The organism is Flavobacterium sp. RNTU_13 (genome assembly GCF_046614455.1).
Lineage (GTDB): Bacteria > Bacteroidota > Bacteroidia > Flavobacteriales > Flavobacteriaceae > Flavobacterium.
This window is the reverse complement of the sequence record NZ_JBKJHB010000005.1, coordinates 22380-38409: the sequence shown is the minus strand read 5'-3', so window position 1 is coordinate 38409 and position 16030 is coordinate 22380. Positions and strand designations below refer to the sequence as shown.

Annotated in this window: 16 protein-coding genes; 11 read left to right on the top strand and 5 right to left on the bottom strand. The window is 41.6% G+C overall.

Annotated elements, in window-relative coordinates:
* The first annotated feature begins 48 nt into the window (after positions 1-48).
* The 4 genes from ACLI08_RS12245 (at position 49) to ACLI08_RS12230 (ending at position 6296) form a co-directional block, all read left to right on the top strand.
* Complete coding sequence (locus ACLI08_RS12245; RefSeq protein WP_411428781.1) at positions 49-2865, top strand: aminopeptidase; 2817 nt, start codon at positions 49-51, stop codon at positions 2863-2865.
* A gap of 190 nt (positions 2866-3055) precedes the next feature.
* On the top strand, positions 3056-5461 hold the full coding sequence (locus tag ACLI08_RS12240; protein WP_411428780.1) for a thiamine pyrophosphate-dependent enzyme: 2406 nt from the start codon (positions 3056-3058) through the stop codon (positions 5459-5461).
* 47 nt (positions 5462-5508) lie between these two features.
* The gene (locus ACLI08_RS12235) at positions 5509-5919 is read left to right on the top strand and encodes a glyoxalase (RefSeq protein WP_411428779.1); all 411 of its coding nucleotides are present in this window, start codon (positions 5509-5511) and stop codon (positions 5917-5919) included.
* Between the two features lie 188 nt (positions 5920-6107).
* Positions 6108-6296: a hypothetical protein gene (locus ACLI08_RS12230; protein WP_411428778.1), complete on the top strand. Its 189-nt coding sequence runs from the start codon at positions 6108-6110 to the stop codon at positions 6294-6296.
* Positions 6297-6460: 164 nt separating this feature from the next.
* On the opposite strand, the gene ACLI08_RS12225 is transcribed toward ACLI08_RS12230, so the two are convergent.
* The 3 genes from ACLI08_RS12225 to fabG form a co-directional block, all read right to left on the bottom strand.
* Positions 6461-6889, bottom strand: coding sequence for an META domain-containing protein (locus tag ACLI08_RS12225; RefSeq protein ID WP_411428777.1), 429 nt, complete (start codon positions 6887-6889; stop codon positions 6461-6463).
* A 130-nt stretch (positions 6890-7019) separates the two neighbouring features.
* Positions 7020-9047 (bottom strand): hypothetical protein, encoded by a 2028-nt coding sequence (locus tag ACLI08_RS12220; protein ID WP_411428776.1) that lies wholly within the window; start codon positions 9045-9047, stop codon positions 7020-7022.
* 33 nt (positions 9048-9080) lie between these two features.
* A complete protein-coding gene (gene fabG / locus ACLI08_RS12215; protein WP_411428775.1) occupies positions 9081-9830 on the bottom strand; it encodes a 3-oxoacyl-[acyl-carrier-protein] reductase in 750 nt (249 codons plus the stop codon).
* 121 nt (positions 9831-9951) lie between these two features.
* Here fabG and ACLI08_RS12210 point away from each other — a divergent pair, with 121 nt between their 5' ends.
* On the top strand, positions 9952-10446 hold the full coding sequence (locus ACLI08_RS12210; protein ID WP_411428774.1) for a hypothetical protein: 495 nt from the start codon (positions 9952-9954) through the stop codon (positions 10444-10446).
* Positions 10447-10449: 3 nt separating this feature from the next.
* The gene (locus ACLI08_RS12205; protein ID WP_411428773.1) at positions 10450-10812 is read left to right on the top strand and encodes a VOC family protein; all 363 of its coding nucleotides are present in this window, start codon (positions 10450-10452) and stop codon (positions 10810-10812) included.
* Positions 10813-10851: 39 nt separating this feature from the next.
* Here the strand turns inward: ACLI08_RS12205 and ACLI08_RS12200 are convergent, their stop codons facing one another.
* The gene (locus ACLI08_RS12200) at positions 10852-12783 is read right to left on the bottom strand and encodes a M1 family aminopeptidase (RefSeq protein WP_411428772.1); all 1932 of its coding nucleotides are present in this window, start codon (positions 12781-12783) and stop codon (positions 10852-10854) included.
* Between the two features lie 208 nt (positions 12784-12991).
* On the opposite strand from ACLI08_RS12200, the gene ACLI08_RS12195 reads away from it, so the two are divergent.
* The 5 genes from ACLI08_RS12195 (at position 12992) to ACLI08_RS12175 (ending at position 15413) form a co-directional block, all read left to right on the top strand.
* Positions 12992-13423, top strand: coding sequence for a response regulator (locus ACLI08_RS12195; protein ID WP_411428771.1), 432 nt, complete (start codon positions 12992-12994; stop codon positions 13421-13423).
* A 270-nt stretch (positions 13424-13693) separates the two neighbouring features.
* Complete coding sequence (locus ACLI08_RS12190; protein WP_411428770.1) at positions 13694-13867, top strand: hypothetical protein; 174 nt, start codon at positions 13694-13696, stop codon at positions 13865-13867.
* Between the two features lie 251 nt (positions 13868-14118).
* Entirely contained in the window at positions 14119-14496 is a 378-nt protein-coding gene (locus ACLI08_RS12185; RefSeq protein WP_411428769.1) for a hypothetical protein, read from the top strand.
* 102 nt (positions 14497-14598) lie between these two features.
* Positions 14599-15063, top strand: a complete 465-nt coding sequence (locus ACLI08_RS12180) for a DUF6146 family protein (RefSeq protein WP_411428768.1) — start codon at positions 14599-14601, stop codon at positions 15061-15063.
* A 32-nt stretch (positions 15064-15095) separates the two neighbouring features.
* A complete protein-coding gene (locus tag ACLI08_RS12175) occupies positions 15096-15413 on the top strand; it encodes a DUF6787 family protein (protein WP_411428767.1) in 318 nt (105 codons plus the stop codon).
* A 63-nt stretch (positions 15414-15476) separates the two neighbouring features.
* On the opposite strand, the gene msrA is transcribed toward ACLI08_RS12175, so the two are convergent.
* Positions 15477-16028 (bottom strand): peptide-methionine (S)-S-oxide reductase MsrA, encoded by a 552-nt coding sequence (gene msrA, locus ACLI08_RS12170; protein WP_411428986.1) that lies wholly within the window; start codon positions 16026-16028, stop codon positions 15477-15479.
* Positions 16029-16030: the final 2 nt, after the last annotated feature.

Sequence of the window (16030 nt, the reverse complement as noted above, 5' to 3'; positions counted from 1 at the left end):
CTGCATTTAAGGCAAAAACAAGGGCCCATAATTTTAAAAAACATTGCTTTGGATAAATTTTACCGTCTACGTTACTGCTTTATACTTTTATTATTCCAGGTTGCTCTGGGGCAGCATAAAATTACCTTAAAGGCAGATTTTGATACAAAAACGCGCCTAATACAAGTAACGCAGGATTTGGTATATACAAATCAATCGGCTGACACGCTTTCACACCTTATCTTAAACGACTGGAATAACGCTTACTCATCTAAAACCACCCCTATGGCGCGGCGTTTTACAGATGAGTTTATAAAGGCATTCCACCTTGCTAAAGATGCAGATCGCGGCAGTACTACCATTAACGCCGCCACAGACCAAAACGGCCTTAACCTTAGGTGGTATAGACCCGAAGAACATCCGGACCTGGTTTACGTACAACTTAACAACCCTATTTACCCCGGTAAATCGTTTACAATACACTTAAATTACACGGTTAAAATTCCTAACGATCGTTTTACACGCTTTGGGTACAGTACCCGAACCGGCAACTATAACCTAAGGGACTGGTACCTGGCTCCGGCACGGTACGAAAGGGGTTTTGTTACAAACAGCAACGAAAACCTGGACGATATTGCTAACGCGCCGGCTGATTACAACCTACAACTACGCATAACACCCGGATATACTGTGTTTTGCGATATGGATAAGTTAGAGGGCGATGCCCCAACTACATACAATGCCACCAACCGCAGCGGATTTAACCTGATAGCAGAGCAGCAAATTAGTACCGAAGTGTTTAATTTTCATGATGCCACGGTGTACAGCAACCTACAGGACAAGCGGGTAAATGGCATAGAACGCAGCATTATTGCAGAAAGGGTGGCGTCTTTCATGCGGGAAAACCTCGGAACAAATGCAGGGGAAAAAGTGATAGTGACACAAGCCGACTATGACCGTAACCCAATTTATGGCTTAAATCAGCTACCGTCGTTTATACGGCCGTTTCCTGATTCGTTTACCTATGAACTGAAATTCCTTAAAACCTACGTTACGGCGCTTTTAAGGAATAATCTGAAACTAAACCCTCGCGAAGACAGCTGGGTATACAGCTTTATGGAAATGGAACTGGTTATGAAATACCTTAACCAGTATTACCCTGACGGGAAACTAATGGGTAGCCTTTCGGATATAGGCATATTAAAAGGACACCATATTTTTAACATTGCCCAAAACGACCAGTACCTGTACGTTTACCTGCTTATGGCACGCAAAAACCTGGACCAAGCACCGGGCGACGACAAGAGTACTTTTATTAAGTTTAACGAGCAGATAGCTAATAAATACAAAGTAGCACAGGGTGTAAAGTATCTTGAAAGCTATTTAGGAAACAATGCTGTAGCACAATCGGTTAAGGAGTTTTATGCCAAAAATAAACAGGAACAGCAAACCAACCGCAATGATATAGAGCTTATTTTACGTAAGCATTCTCAAAAAGATATAAGCTGGTTCTTTGACCATATCATTGATTCGCGCGAGTTAGTAGACTACAAAATAGGGCGCGTTAAACGAGATAAGGACTCGGTAACGGTTACACTAAAAAATGTAACCGGCACACAGGTACCACTTGCCCTTTATGGAGTAAAAAAACGTAGTGTTGTTTTTAAACAATGGATTAATGCCTTTGAAAAAGACACTACCCTTACCCTGCCAAAGCAACAGGCCGACAGGCTGGCTATTAACTACGGGCTGGAAATGACCGAATACAATCCGCGTAATAACCAAAAAACGCTAAAAAGCTTTTATACTAACCGCAGGCCGCTAAAATTTACGTTTTTTCAGGATATAGAAAACCCTGATTATAACCAAATATTTTATGTGCCGGGCTTTACCTATAACCTGTACGACGGGCTTTCGCCGGGTATACGATTCCATAATAAAACCCTGCTGGAAAAACCTTTTATATTTGATGTAAACGGACTATATTCACCAAATACACAGCAGCTTATAGGCTCTTTTTCGTTGCTGTACAACCACTACATCCGTAACGAAAGCCTTTATAATATCCGCTACAGCATAAGCGGTAACACCTACCACTACACACCCGATGCACGCTACTATAAGTTTGTACCTACCATACAGCTGCGCATGCGCCCGGATGATTACCGCAAAAACCAAAAAGAATTTATAACGATAAGACAGGTTATGGTAGAGCGAAGGCCATCGGCATACGTGCTTACAAACACACAAAGCCAAAGCTATTCGGTATTTAATGCGCGCTACAGCTACATTAACAGCAACATAAGCCATCATAACAATGTGAATACCGATATACAGGTGGCAAGCCTGTTTAGCCGCGTATCTGGCGAATACCAGTACAGGCACCTGTTTAATGATAACAGGCAGGTAAACTTACGTTTTTTTGCCGGTGCCTTTATGTACCGCGACACCAGTAATGATTTCTTTAGCTTTGGCCTGGATCGTGCCTCTGATTACCTTTTCGATTATAACTATTACGGCCGGAGCGAAACCACCGGACTTTTTAGCCAGCAGTTTATTATGGCCGACGGTGGTTTTAAATCCATACTCGACAATCGATATGTAAACCAGTGGATGACTACAGTAAACGGAAGTTTTAACATTTGGAACTGGATAGAGTTGTATGGGGACGCCGGACTTATTAAAAGCAAATACAGCAACACCCGCTTTGTTTATGACAGCGGCGTACGCCTAAACCTTGTTACCGATTACTTTGAGCTGTATTTCCCAATGTATTCCAGCAACGGTTTTGAACCATCTCAGGGTAACTATTCGCAAAAAATACGTTTTGTAGTAACACTTAGCCCGGGCACCCTGTTAGGGTTATTTACCCGAAAGTGGTTTTAGTGTAGAACTTGCCGGCAAAGCCCCTGTGTTTTTTAAACATATTTCAGTTTACGGCTGAAAAGAGCAGTTAAAATACATTATTGAAAATTTTAACCCTGATTCGTTAAAAAAAAGACATTCAAATTTAATGCGAAATATTATGATATCTCGCACTTTTGTTTAAATTTGTATTTTGCTCAAACTACGCGATATGACCGGTACAGAAACTAAACACACTCTTTCGTACACTGATTTCAGGGCAGAAGTGCTCAGGGATTACACAACTGCTGTTACCAGCCGCGAGTGCAGCCTTTTGGGCCGCCGCGAGGTATTAACAGGAAAAGCCAAATTCGGTATTTTTGGCGATGGAAAAGAAGTTCCGCAGCTTGCCATGGCAAAGGCTTTTAAGAACGGCGACTTCCGTTCGGGCTACTACCGCGACCAAACCTTTATGATGGCGCTGGGCCATCTTAATGTAGAACAGTTTTTTGCCGGTTTGTATGGGCATGCTTCACTGGAGCACGACCCTATGAGTGCCGGACGCCAAATGGGAGGCCACTTTGCCACCCATAGCCTTGATGAAAACGGTAACTGGCGTAATCTTACACAGCAAACTAACTCAAGCTCTGATATATCTCCTACGGCAGGGCAAATGCCACGCTTGCTGGGCCTGGCACAGGCCAGTAAAGTATACCGTCACGTGGGCGGATATGCCGGAAGCGAAAACTTTTCTGAAAACGGAAACGAGGTAGCGTGGGGTACCATAGGTAACGCAAGTACCAGCGAAGGCCTTTTCTTTGAAACCATTAATGCAGCCGGTGTACTACAGGTACCTATGGTAATCAGTGTGTGGGACGATGAGTACGGAATTTCGGTACATGCACGCCACCAGACTACTAAAGAAAACATATCTGAAGTATTGAAGGGTTTTCAGCGGGATGAAGACCACCAGGGTTACGAAATTATAAAAGTTAAAGGTTGGGATTATGCCGAACTTATAGCTGCCTACGAGCGTGCAGGCGAAATTGCCCGTACGCAGCACGTACCGGTGCTTATACACGTTTACGAGCTTACACAACCTCAGGGGCACTCTACATCTGGGTCGCATGAACGTTATAAAAGTCCGGAGCGCCTGGCTTGGGAAGCAGAATACGACTGCAACGTACAAATGCGTAAATGGATTATAGAAAATGGTATTGCTACCGAAGAGGAACTTGCAACCATAGAAAAAGAAGCCAAAGACCTAGTACTGGAAGGACGTAAAACGGCATGGGCAGCGTACCAAAATCCTATTAAAGATGAACGCGACGGGCTTGTAAACCTTTTAAGGGACGTAGCCGCTAACAGCGATAATAAAATATTTATAGACAAGTACATTAATGAACTTGCATCTATTAAAGAAGTACAACGCAAAGACTTGATTGTTGCTGCCCGTAAAGTACTTAGGATGGTAATAAACGAGCCGGGTAAAGCCCTTTTGGCAACCTGGATTAACAATTACTTTGCAGAAATACAGCCTAAATACAGCAGCCACCTGCACTCTGAATCAGCTCAGAATGTACTAAATGCGCAGGAGGTAGCACCTGAGTATGGCGACAATCCTGAAAATGCAGACGGCCGTATGATTATGCGTAACAATTTTGACGCGCTTTTTGCCAAATACCCTGAAGTAGTGGTTTTTGGTGAAGACGTGGGTAACATTGGCGATGTAAACCAGGGGCTTGAAGGTATGCAGGAAAAGTACGGCGAAATTCGCGTAAGCGATGCCGGCATTCGTGAGGCTACAATTTTAGGACAGGGTATCGGTATGGCTATGAGAGGATTACGCCCCATTGCCGAGATACAATACCTTGACTACCTGCTATACGCACTGCAAATAATGAGCGATGACCTTGCTACATTGCACTATCGCACGGCAGGCAGGCAAAAAGCCCCGCTTATAATACGCACGCGCGGCCACAGGCTGGAGGGTATATGGCATTCAGGCTCACCTATGGGCATGATTATAAATGCACTAAGGGGTATTAATGTACTTGTACCAAGGAATATGACTAAAGCAGCCGGTTTTTATAACACCCTTATGGAGTGCGATGAGCCTGCGCTTGTTGTAGAATGCCTTAACGGCTACCGCCTTAAAGAAAAAATGCCGGTTAACCTGGGCGAGTTTAAAACGCCACTGGGTGTTGTAGAAACAATAAAAGAAGGTACAGACATTACACTGGTATCTTACGGTTCTACCCTGCGCCTTGTAGAGCAGGCCGCTAAAGAATTACTGGAGGTGGGCATAGATGCCGAGGTTATAGACGTGCAATCATTACTACCTTTTGACCTTAACCACGACCTTGTAAAGAGTGTGGCCAAAACAAACAGGCTGCTGGTTATAGATGAGGATGTACCGGGAGGTGCATCGGCATATATACTGCAACAAATTGTAGAGGTACAGGATGGTTACAAATACCTGGACAGCAGGCCCGAAACACTTGCGGCAAAATCACACCGCCCTGCCTATGCTACAGATGGTGACTATTTTAGTAAACCTTCGGTAGAAGACATTTACGAAAAAATATACGGCATTATGCACGAAGCAATGCCTAACAAATACCCTAAGCTATATTAAGCTTAGGGTATTTTTTTAAGGCTTTAATTTTAAATCAAAACCAAGTTATGACTACAAGAGACGAAGGCCTGCTATCCCTTAGGCCCCAAATACCGGGAGCCACTATACATCCACAGGCAACTGCCGAAGAACGTTTTCAGAACGGCACGCTGCGTCCGGTACTAAAAATGCAAAACGAGCTTTTTATTGAGGCTTTCATTAATTACGCCACAAAACAGAAAGGACAGTTTTTTGCCCTTACTACAGATAAAAAACTTACCTACATAGAAAACGCCATACACAAGGACATTAAATTCCGCAATGCTTTAAAGGGCATGATCATAGGGCAGTTTACCCTGAGTGAATATAAAGAGTACATACTAAACTCATCCAACCTGAATAAACGGATGATGAACCTGCTTATAGAACGCCTGAAAGACCAGGTGCAAGTACTCGTAAATCCTGTGGATTATCTATGATTCTTGGCGAAAACGAGTGATTGTTATAAATATAAAATTTATATCGTTTTAGTAATTAAACATTTTTTAACGCCAAGTGTTGCCGATTTAATAAAATGTTGTACCTTTAATATATAAAACAACAATTAATTATGGCAACAACAACTACCTTCCGTTCAAATCGGGACGAATTGGGCGGTACTCAAAGAATGAGCCATACATCCGGTAATTTTGATTTACCCTATGATGACCCAGCAATTGTTAATCCCGCAGAACTCGCCTCATTTCCTAAAATGGTAATGCACAGCGACCACCGTCATCCTGACCACGACAGTCACCTTGTAAACAAAAAGGTAACTCCGGCCCGTGACGGAAGCAACATCGTACAAACCTGGTAGTACAGGTTTACGCATCCACTATTCTACATAAAAACAAATACAAAAACTTTCGGGAGCCGGGAGAAATGCCTACGGTCTCAGGATTTAAGAGTTTAGGGTAAAAACGTACCCGTAAGCAAAAAGCCGGCTTTTCAGCCGGCTCCTTTGTTTATTGTAATAAACAATTACTCTGTTATGTGCTTAAATACAAGCACTTCTTTTACATCGGTAAGCAGGGTTAGCTTGTCTTTGTTTATTTTGGCCTGGTTTACCGCATTAAGGGCATCCATATACTGTTTTTCTCCATCGCCCGGGCAAAACATACGGGTAGCATACACTTTACTAATGTTTATACCTCCCTCTGTATTAAGATTATACACCCCTCCGTAAGAATTACAGCCGTTTTTACCCGTTATTTTTAAGTCAATAGAAAAATTAGCTGTGGGTACACCATTAGCAAAACCGGCATCGGTAGCAGGCTTACCATTAATGGTTTCCAGTTCCCAGTTACCCTGGGTAAGAAACTCGTTATCTGTACTGGCATGGGTGCTACGGCATGACGATATTGTAACAGCCGTAAGGCCGATAAATAAAATTGTAAATAGCTTTTTCATAACATTATTACTTAAGTTGTATTTCAAATTTAAGCAATATTGAAAAGGCTTTCCTGTTAATTAGGATTACTTTAATAATGGTTGAATTACATTTCCCGCAAAGTGCAGTAAAAGCTAAATAGCAGGTAAGCTATAGCAACCCGTTATACTTACGCGTAAACCATTCTGCTGCGAGCGTTACCGCCATAATTACTAAAATCCATACCCACTCTATAAGTGGTGATTTTTTAATAACTTCTTTTTGGGTAGGCTTATAGCTGTCGTTTTCAGCAAGCGCCTTTATAAGATCTTCTACGTTAGCAGGGTAATAAGCCGTTCCGTTTGTATTTTGGGCAAGTTGTTTTAAGCGTGCAAGATCAGGATTTACAAACTGTTTTTCTATCTCAAAATCAAGCACTTCAAACTTCCCGGAATAGCTGGTGTTAGATGTAGCCTCTTTTACCGTAAATGTATATTGCCCGGCACCCAGCCCATCCAGGTTTACTTTGTACTCTTTATTTCCTTTAAGGAAATCATAGTTTTTAGAGGCACCCGTTTTTTTATTTTTTAGTGAAAGCGTAAGGCGCGCATTTTCCTCAAACTCATAGTTTTTATTAAAGTACTCTGCCGAAATGGTTATGGGTTCTCCACTGTTATAAAAACTTTCATGATTAACCACCAGCGATTTGCGCTTTGCATTGGTAGTAAGGAACTGTACGGTTTTATCCAGGAAAATATCAAAACCTTCAAATGTCTTGTTATTTACATGATAGTCTACACGCCATTTCCAAATGTTTTCGCCAAAAAGCATTGCCGAACGTTTAGCTCCGTCTTCACTAAATACCATAAGCGGGCTTCCGGTAGCTACGTTACGTATGCGCGATGACAATAGCACAGAAACGCCTTCCTTAGCTGTTATGGTGCCAAATGGTTGCTGTAGCGGCGGAAAATTGGCAAACCCAATATCTTCCTGGGAGAACAGGCTAAACTGGCTGTTATAATCGGCAAGATAATCTTCACGCTGACCGCTCATCCTGAAACTAACGAGGTTTTGGTACTGGTTAAGCAGGTTATAGTCGGTACTGTTGCCGGTAATGGTAAACGTGTTAAGCCCGGCGCTTTTATTTTGCTCCAGAAACTGCCTGAATGAAGCATCCGGCTGGTATAAAATAAGCAGGTTATAATCAGCAAGCGACTTAATTTCAGATGGTTTAAGTATGGTAACCCTGCGTTGCTTATTGGTTTCAATACCGCGCTTAATGGCTCCCAAGTCCGGGTGATTAACCGATGAAACCAGTGCAATTTCGCTACGCTGGTCTATAACCTCTACCGCAAAGTTTTTTACGTTGTTATATTTGTTTTTTTCAGGCTCAGCAGATGTTATAACGGCTCTGTACGTTTGCACCCCCACTTTATCTGCGTTAAGCAACACGTTTACAACCTGTGCCTTTTTATCCGGCGAAAAGCTAACCGTTTGCTTACTCAGGGTGGTATTACCCTGCATAATGCTAAAAGAAGCATTTACAGCTTTGTTTCCGCTGTACTGCAAGAATACCTCAACCGGAAATTTATTTTTAAGAAAAGCGTATTTATTTACGTTTACCTGCCCTACCCTTAAATCTGTAAATGTAGTGGTGTCGCCAAGCACTACAGGGTAAACAACTGTGTTTTCTTTAAAGCTGTAAATATAGTCGTTACCCACCGTTTGGTTACCATCGGTAAGCATCACTACAGGATACGTGGCGTTACGATACATCTGCTGCAGGTTTTGCGCTGCCTGGTCTATACGGGTTTGCTTTCCTTTAAAATCAGGAGTCTTTCCCGTTTCAAAAGCATCATCAAACGTGTACAACTGTACGTCGTACTTGTCTTTCAGCTGTTTGTTAACTGATATTTTTTCTGCCAGAAGCTTAGCCAGGCTGTCTTGTCCCAGTTCCTTTATAGACTGCGAATTATCCAGCAGTACCGGTAGCGGAGTCTTGGCAATTTGCAAATCCTTATGGCTTACCACCGGATTTATAAGCAGTACAAATACCGCAAACAAGGTAACGAAACGCAAAAAGGCCAAAAAGAAAAGCGTAGTGCCTTTCTTTTTAGCCCTGAAAAGATATTGATAAAACGATAAGCCAAATGCTGCCAGCGCAGCCACAATAAGTAGTAATACCGTTGTTGCAGTCATTTAGTAATATCGCTTATTTAAAAAAATTATTGTTTATGCAGTAATCATACCGCCATCTACGTTAAGCGTTTGCCCTGTTATGTACGCAGACATATCGCTGGCAAGGAAAATACAAGCGTTTGCTACATCTTCAGGCGTACCTCCGCGCTTAAGCGGAATAGCATCTGCCCAGCCTTTTACCACGCTTTCGTCTAGCTTGGCGGTCATTTCGGTTTGAATGAAGCCCGGCGCAATAGCATTGCAACGAATGTTGCGCGAACCAAGCTCAAGCGCTATAGACTTAGTAAAGCCCAGCATACCTGCCTTAGAAGCCGCGTAATTGCTTTGGCCTGCATTACCCTGTACACCTACCACAGAACTCATGTTAATGATAGAGCCTTTGCGCTGTTTAAGCATAGGGCGTTGTACCGCCTTAGTCATGTTGAAAACCGACTTAAGGTTTACCTCAATTACTTTATCAAAATCTGCTTCTGAGATACGCATAAGCAGGTTGTCTTTAGTAATACCTGCGTTATTAATAAGTATATCTACGGTGCCAAATTCGGCAACCACATCGTCTACAAGTTGTTGTGCCTGGTTAAAATCGGCTGCATCGCTTTGGTAGCCTTTTGCTTTAATGCCGTAAGCAGCAAGTTCGGTTTCAAGAGCCTGTGCTGCCTCTACAGATGCGCTGTAGGTAAAAGCAACGTTAGCCCCCTGTTTTGCAAATGCTTCTGCTATACCACGGCCTATACCACGGCTTGCGCCGGTAATGATAGCCGTTTTTCCTTCCAGTAATTTCATAAAATAGCGTTTGTTTTATTTTTACAAAGGCACAAATATAATAAATGTTTTGGGGTACGCTAACCTGATCAATAGTTTTGACAGTTTTAACGGTATATTTGTGTGTACGTTAAAAGTAACAATGTCAAATTCAACCAAAAAAATAATTATACGATCTAGCATAAACTTCATTTCAGCTTTCACAGGAGTTGTGGGTTTTATATTTTGGTTATGGATATTTTATATCACCATAAAAGGAAAAGCCGCAGATGAAACGTCTAAAACTGCACAGTATATATTAGCGGCCTTATTTTTAGGATTTGCACTATGGGCTTTTACTTTAACTGCAAGGAATAAAGTTATTATACTTACCGAAAAACAGCTTATAATAAAATGGCCTTTTCTACTTTTAAAGAAAAACATCTCATTATTAGATATAAACCAAATAACCGAGAAGCCTTACAAAGTGACTTATGAAAGAGATAACATGAAATCAGTTATTTACAATGGTAAAGAAGCGACATTGACCCTTAAAAACGGAAGAAAAGTTAAGTTTAATTCTTTTGAAACATTTGATTACGAAGAGCTTTTAAAAAAACTATACATCGCTAAAAACAGAGCAAAACTAACAACTTAAAATATGAGCACAAAAATCCTGGGCCTGCGTACGGTAGGCTATAAAGTAAGCGACTTAACCGCAGCAAAAAAGTGGTATACAGAAGCCTTTGAAACCGAACCGTATTTTGATGAGCCGTTCTATGTAGGCTTTAACATAGCCGGATACGAGTTAGGGCTTATGCCCGATGAGGCTGTTAGCGGTGATAACGTTATTACGTACTGGGGCGTAGAAAACATAGAAAGCGAATACTACCGCATGCTGGATTTAGGTGCTGCCGAACACGAGGCACCTCACGGCGTGGGCGGAGATATTGCTGTAGCATCTGTAAAAGACCCGTGGGGAAATATCATAGGGCTTATATACAATCCGCATTTTAAATTATAACACAAAGGGCAGCTGTTACGCTGCCCTTGGTTGTATGTATTACTGTTTTAAAAACCGTAGTTGTGTATTGCCCTGCGTAGTTTCTAACTTAAGCAAATAAGCCCCGGAAGCCAGTGAAGACACATTATACGCCGCACCCGATGTAGCAGTAAACACACGCTGCCCAAGCATATTGTATACCTCAGCCCGTGTAACCTCAGCATCCTGTGGCAGCTGCACGTTAAGCACATCGCCGGCAGGGTTAGGATAAGCCGCTACCGTTAGCTCTTTTGGCTGCGGGGTAGTACTAAGTATGGTTTGGTTCGTACCCGTTATAATGTCGTAATGCAGGTTTATGTATGCCGCAGTAACACTAAAATCTACCGGAACCGTAAACGTTTGGTTGTTTAGGTTATTATCCAGCACTACATCCAGCTGCTGGCCGTTAGCCCCTGTAAGGGTTATTGGCACAGGCATTTCAAAGAAGCTTACAGAGGGGTGCGACTGTGTTTGTGATAGTTTTACCGTAACAAACCCCACGCCTGCCGGGCTTACTGTAACCGTATAGGTAGGGTACCCCTGATTATAAACCCAGTCGTTAAAAAACTCCTGAAGGCTACTGCCGTAAGCCTGCTCTAAGTGTTGTTGCAAATCAGGTGTGCGGGCATACCCGTACGCAAGCCTGCTATCGGCAAGGTAATTTTTAACCGCCTGGTAAAAAGCCGTATTCCCCATTTTAAAGCGCAGCATGTGTAGCACCATGGCACCTTTGTTATAGCTAAGCCTGTCACTAAAAATCCTGTCGCTACTCGTGGTATCAGACGGCGTTAAATAAACCGATCCTCCCGCCGAAGAAGTAATGCTCATTATCCTGTATTGTTTCCACACATCAAATCTATCGGAGCCATCCTGGTTCTCTACTACTAAGCCGCTAAGGTAGGTAGCAAAACCTTCGTTAAGCCATATATCCTGCCATGAGCCACAGGTAATTTTATCGCCAAACCACTGGTGGGCAAGCTCGTGTGCTACCAGTTCCCTGTCAAACCCTACCATAAACGATACGGTAGTGTGCTCCATACCCCCACCCCAGTTCCACTGTGCGTGGCCGTACTTTTCGTTCCTGAACGGATACGCTTCAAACGTTTCTTCGTAAAAACGCATAATCTGTGGCGTTTGTGCTAAATAAGGCTGATATGCACTTTGCGTTTCCGGATACAGGTAATTTACTATAGGGAAATTATTTTGCGTACCAGTATAATCTTGGGTATACACATTGTAATTAGTAACTGCAATAGCTACTAGATACGCAGGTATAGGGTAATTGTGGGTAAAATGTGTGGTTTTAAAATTACCGTTTACCACAGCGTCGGCCTGCAGGCCGTTACTTACTGCGGTGTACTGTTTGGGCGCGGTTATGTATACATCCAGCCCTTCTATCTTATCGTTAAGATCTTGTTTACATGGCCACCATTCCATAGCACCGTATGGCTCACTAAGCGTCCATAGCACCGGTACGTTGTTGTGGGTTGTGGTGGTAAAATAGTCGTTACTCTGGTCTGGTGTACCGTTATAAGTTACCGCTACGGTAACCTGCTGCCCCTGTGTAAGCGCATTAGGCAGGGTTATAACCAGTTCACCTGTGCCGGGTTGGCTAAACGAAGCTGCTATCCCCTGAACCGTTACGTTAGTAGCAATAAGCTGGTCAGACATATCAAAAACAACGGTAGTCATTGCTGATTTTGCAGTGATAACGCTGCTTACTTTTCCGCTTATAGAGGTGCTTGCAGGGTCAACGTTAAACTCCAGTGTTTGATGCCCCACATCATAATTGCCTGTATTGGCATTAGCAACAAATGAAGCTAAGCGTGCATGCGCCTTGCTTTCTGCCTGGGCAATTTCATTGGTTTTGTAATCAGAATTATTTAATGAATGTTGCTGTGCTACAGCACCGGTAAAAATTAAACAAGTGTAAAGGAAGCTAAAAGCTTTCATGATATTTTTTTAACAAATATATATAGGTTTTGTTATGCAATGCAACCATAAAAAACATTTAACACAATAAAGTGTAAGTTTTATCTTAATATAGATACTATGCAAGCATAATTAATGCATTATCAGGCACTAAAAGGTAACATAGATCATTTTTAAGTCTAAAAATTATCTTAAATTTGTTTAGCGAAATTTTAAAACAATGGCGGAAATGTGCAACTTTAAGAACATCGTTTTTGTAGACGACGATGAAGATGACCGCATGGTGTTCAGAGAAATACTTCAGCGCGTTTACCCTGAAATTATTTACAATGACTTTGATGGTGCCGAAGAGGCTTTGTCGTTTTTAGAATGTGAATTTATAATGCAACCCGACCTTATTTTCCTGGACATAAATATGCCTGTTAAAGATGGTTTTTTTATGCTGAGATCCTTAAAGAAAAAAGAAAGGCTAAAATCAGTACCGGTGGTGGTTTTTTCTACCAGTAAAAACCCTACTGACATGGAAAAGGCAAAAAAACTGGGTGCAGTAGGCTATGCCGTAAAACCATCAGAAATTGCAGGAATTATGGACGTTATAAAAACAGCATCAGAGAAGATTATCTATTCAGACAACCCCACTAAAAATCTTATGATTTTATAGTAACCTATCTGTAATGAAAGCTATGCCATCCGCTACACGGGTGGCTTTTTTTATACTATGTATACTACAAAACAGTAAGAGTTGTGAAACAAAAGTTAACAAAATATGCCCGCATAGTATCTTAAATTGGTTTTGTTACATCAAAAAAGGATTTCGTTACAAATTTACGTTTTCGTTATTAAAATTTTATTAATACATGTGGTTTATTGCGAAGTCTTATAGTAATTTTACGTCAGAAAATTAGCAATAACCTCATAAAAATCATTAATCATGAAAGCGATCATTAACCCAAACAACGTAAACGATATGAAACTGCTTAAATTTTTCCTTGCAGCCGTTGCAGGTTTTGGGCTGGTGAAAATCTTCGGCTTTTTTAGCGAAGATGAGTTGGACGAAGAAATGGAAGAACTTTACGACGAAGAAGATCATCCGCTATTTGTATAATACATCAGTTTAAACCCCAAATACAGCACAACGGCGTCTTTTTTAAGATGCCGTTTTTTTGTGCGCTTTAATAAGCACCACGATTATTTAACACCAGTTTTAGGTTTCGCAATGCATTCACTAACAAAAAGTTAAACTTCATATTTTGGTGCCATTTTTAAGACATTACTAACACAAATCCCGGTTTACAATGGGTAATTTTAGGGTATAGAAATCAGGAAACTATTTTAATAACCATAAAAAGTAATGCTATGAAAGCACATCATCAACACCCGAGAAACACCCCGAGAAATATCGTACACCAGGCAGACCATGCAGGTACAAGCCCTAACCGATACAGTGACGTAGAACCTAAGAGTAACACTATAAAATCAAAAATCATGAGTAACAAAAAAGTAATACTTGGCGTAGCAGCGGGAGTTGCAGCCCTGGCAGTAACAGCAATTATCCTTAAAAGAAAAGGCTACCTGGATGGCATTGCAGACAAAGCAACAGACTTTGGCAAAAAACTAAAAAACAGGTATAACGATACCAAAGAAGATGCACACAAAAAAATTGACGAAATTGTAAGCAAAAGCAACCAGATTGCTGACAAAGCTGCATCTGAAATTAAATCGGCTACTGCATAATAGCAAAATATACTGCTATACAGCAACAGACCATAAAAGGTACCACGATGTTAACATTATGGTACCTTTTATTTTTTTACCTTTAACCAAAGTAATCGTACCATGAAAGTTTTTTTAACCTCCTGCTCCCTCATAGCATCGTTGTTGTTCCTTGCGGCATGTAAATCAGGTAAAGACCACAATGTAAATAGTAGTGTAGCAGCTGCCAAACCCGTTACAGAGCGCATAGAGGGTAAAACTAAAAACGACACCGTACGCATTGCAAATGACTCTCTGGAATATGAAGTTATAATTATAGACCCCGGGTTTAACACATGGCTATACAGCCGGGCGAAACCAAGGGGCTATTATGGAGAAAGCTACATGAGATCGCGAAACATACAGTGGACTATAGAATGGAACATCAGGGCACGCCAGGCGCGCTACGCAGACATGTATCAAATGCCGATAGATTACTCGGCAAGCATTAACTACGGTTACGAAGTAAATTACCTGTTGTTTAATTACCTGTCTTATTTTCAAATCACCAATAACCAAAGGCTCGGCGGGCTTGTGCCGAGAGATTAATTACGGTATATTTGCCTTGTTAGCCAATCAGGATGGAAAAGTTTAAACAACGTTGGGGCCTTAAGCACAACTACCAGCTGGTAATTATTTTTATAGTATTTGCAATAACCGGTTCTACATCGGCTTATATCTCTAAACCCATACTGGCATGGCTTGGTATTACTAAAACCGATTTGCCTTTGTGGGCCTACTACCTGCTGTACATTATACTCATTTTCCCGGCGTATCAGGTATTGCTTATGTTTTTTGGTTTTATATCGGGGCAGTTTTCTTTTTTTTGGGCATTCGAAAAAAAGATGCTGCGCGGCATGGGGCTGGGCTTCCTGCTTCCTAAAGAGCCTAACAAATAACCTGCATAAAAAAACCACCCGGTTTAGGGGTGGCTTCTATATATAACCTGTACAAAAAAGTACTTAGGATTTCTTTTTCAGCTTACTGGCATAGTTCTTTTTCAGCTTATCCATTTTTGGCGCAATCACCATCATGCAATACGGCTGATTAGGATTTTGCGCGTAATAATCCTGGTGGTAATCTTCAGCCGGATAAAAAGTACTAGCCTTAGAAATTTTTGTAACAACCTTTTTCCCAAAGATATCCTGGTCTGTAAGCAGTTTTATAAAATTTTCTGCTGAGGCTTTCTGGGCATCGGTAGTATAAAAAATTTCGCTGCGGTACTGTGTGCCTACATCATTCCCCTGGCGGTTAAGCGTTGTAGGGTCGTGCGTGGCAAAAAACACTTCCAGTAAGTCTTCATACGCTATAAGGTTAGGGTCGTAAGTAATTTGTATGGCCTCGGCATGGCCTGTGGTACCATTACACACCTCACGGTAGGTAGGATTTGGCACCGTACCGCCTATATACCCCGAAACTACTTTTTCTACTCCCTTAAGTTCTGTAAAAAATGCTTCAGTACACCAAAAGCAGCCTCCTGCAAAAATGGCAGTTTCTGTTTTCTTGTCATCCATTG

Coding starts and splice junctions, on each gene's coding strand:
- ACLI08_RS12210 (WP_411428774.1), top strand. CDS start 9,952: ATGTCAAATTCAACCAAAAAAATAATTATACGATCTAGCATAAACTTC.
- msrA (WP_411428986.1), bottom strand. CDS start 16,028: ATGGATGACAAGAAAACAGAAACTGCCATTTTTGCAGGAGGCTGCTTT.
- ACLI08_RS12225 (WP_411428777.1), bottom strand. CDS start 6,889: ATGAAAAAGCTATTTACAATTTTATTTATCGGCCTTACGGCTGTTACA.
- fabG (WP_411428775.1), bottom strand. CDS start 9,830: ATGAAATTACTGGAAGGAAAAACGGCTATCATTACCGGCGCAAGCCGT.
- ACLI08_RS12190 (WP_411428770.1), top strand. CDS start 13,694: ATGAAAGCGATCATTAACCCAAACAACGTAAACGATATGAAACTGCTT.
- ACLI08_RS12180 (WP_411428768.1), top strand. CDS start 14,599: ATGAAAGTTTTTTTAACCTCCTGCTCCCTCATAGCATCGTTGTTGTTC.
- ACLI08_RS12240 (WP_411428780.1), top strand. CDS start 3,056: ATGACCGGTACAGAAACTAAACACACTCTTTCGTACACTGATTTCAGG.
- ACLI08_RS12220 (WP_411428776.1), bottom strand. CDS start 9,047: ATGACTGCAACAACGGTATTACTACTTATTGTGGCTGCGCTGGCAGCA.
- ACLI08_RS12235 (WP_411428779.1), top strand. CDS start 5,509: ATGACTACAAGAGACGAAGGCCTGCTATCCCTTAGGCCCCAAATACCG.
- ACLI08_RS12230 (WP_411428778.1), top strand. CDS start 6,108: ATGAGCCATACATCCGGTAATTTTGATTTACCCTATGATGACCCAGCA.
- ACLI08_RS12205 (WP_411428773.1), top strand. CDS start 10,450: ATGAGCACAAAAATCCTGGGCCTGCGTACGGTAGGCTATAAAGTAAGC.
- ACLI08_RS12185 (WP_411428769.1), top strand. CDS start 14,119: ATGAAAGCACATCATCAACACCCGAGAAACACCCCGAGAAATATCGTA.
- ACLI08_RS12195 (WP_411428771.1), top strand. CDS start 12,992: ATGTGCAACTTTAAGAACATCGTTTTTGTAGACGACGATGAAGATGAC.
- ACLI08_RS12175 (WP_411428767.1), top strand. CDS start 15,096: ATGGAAAAGTTTAAACAACGTTGGGGCCTTAAGCACAACTACCAGCTG.
- ACLI08_RS12200 (WP_411428772.1), bottom strand. CDS start 12,783: ATGAAAGCTTTTAGCTTCCTTTACACTTGTTTAATTTTTACCGGTGCT.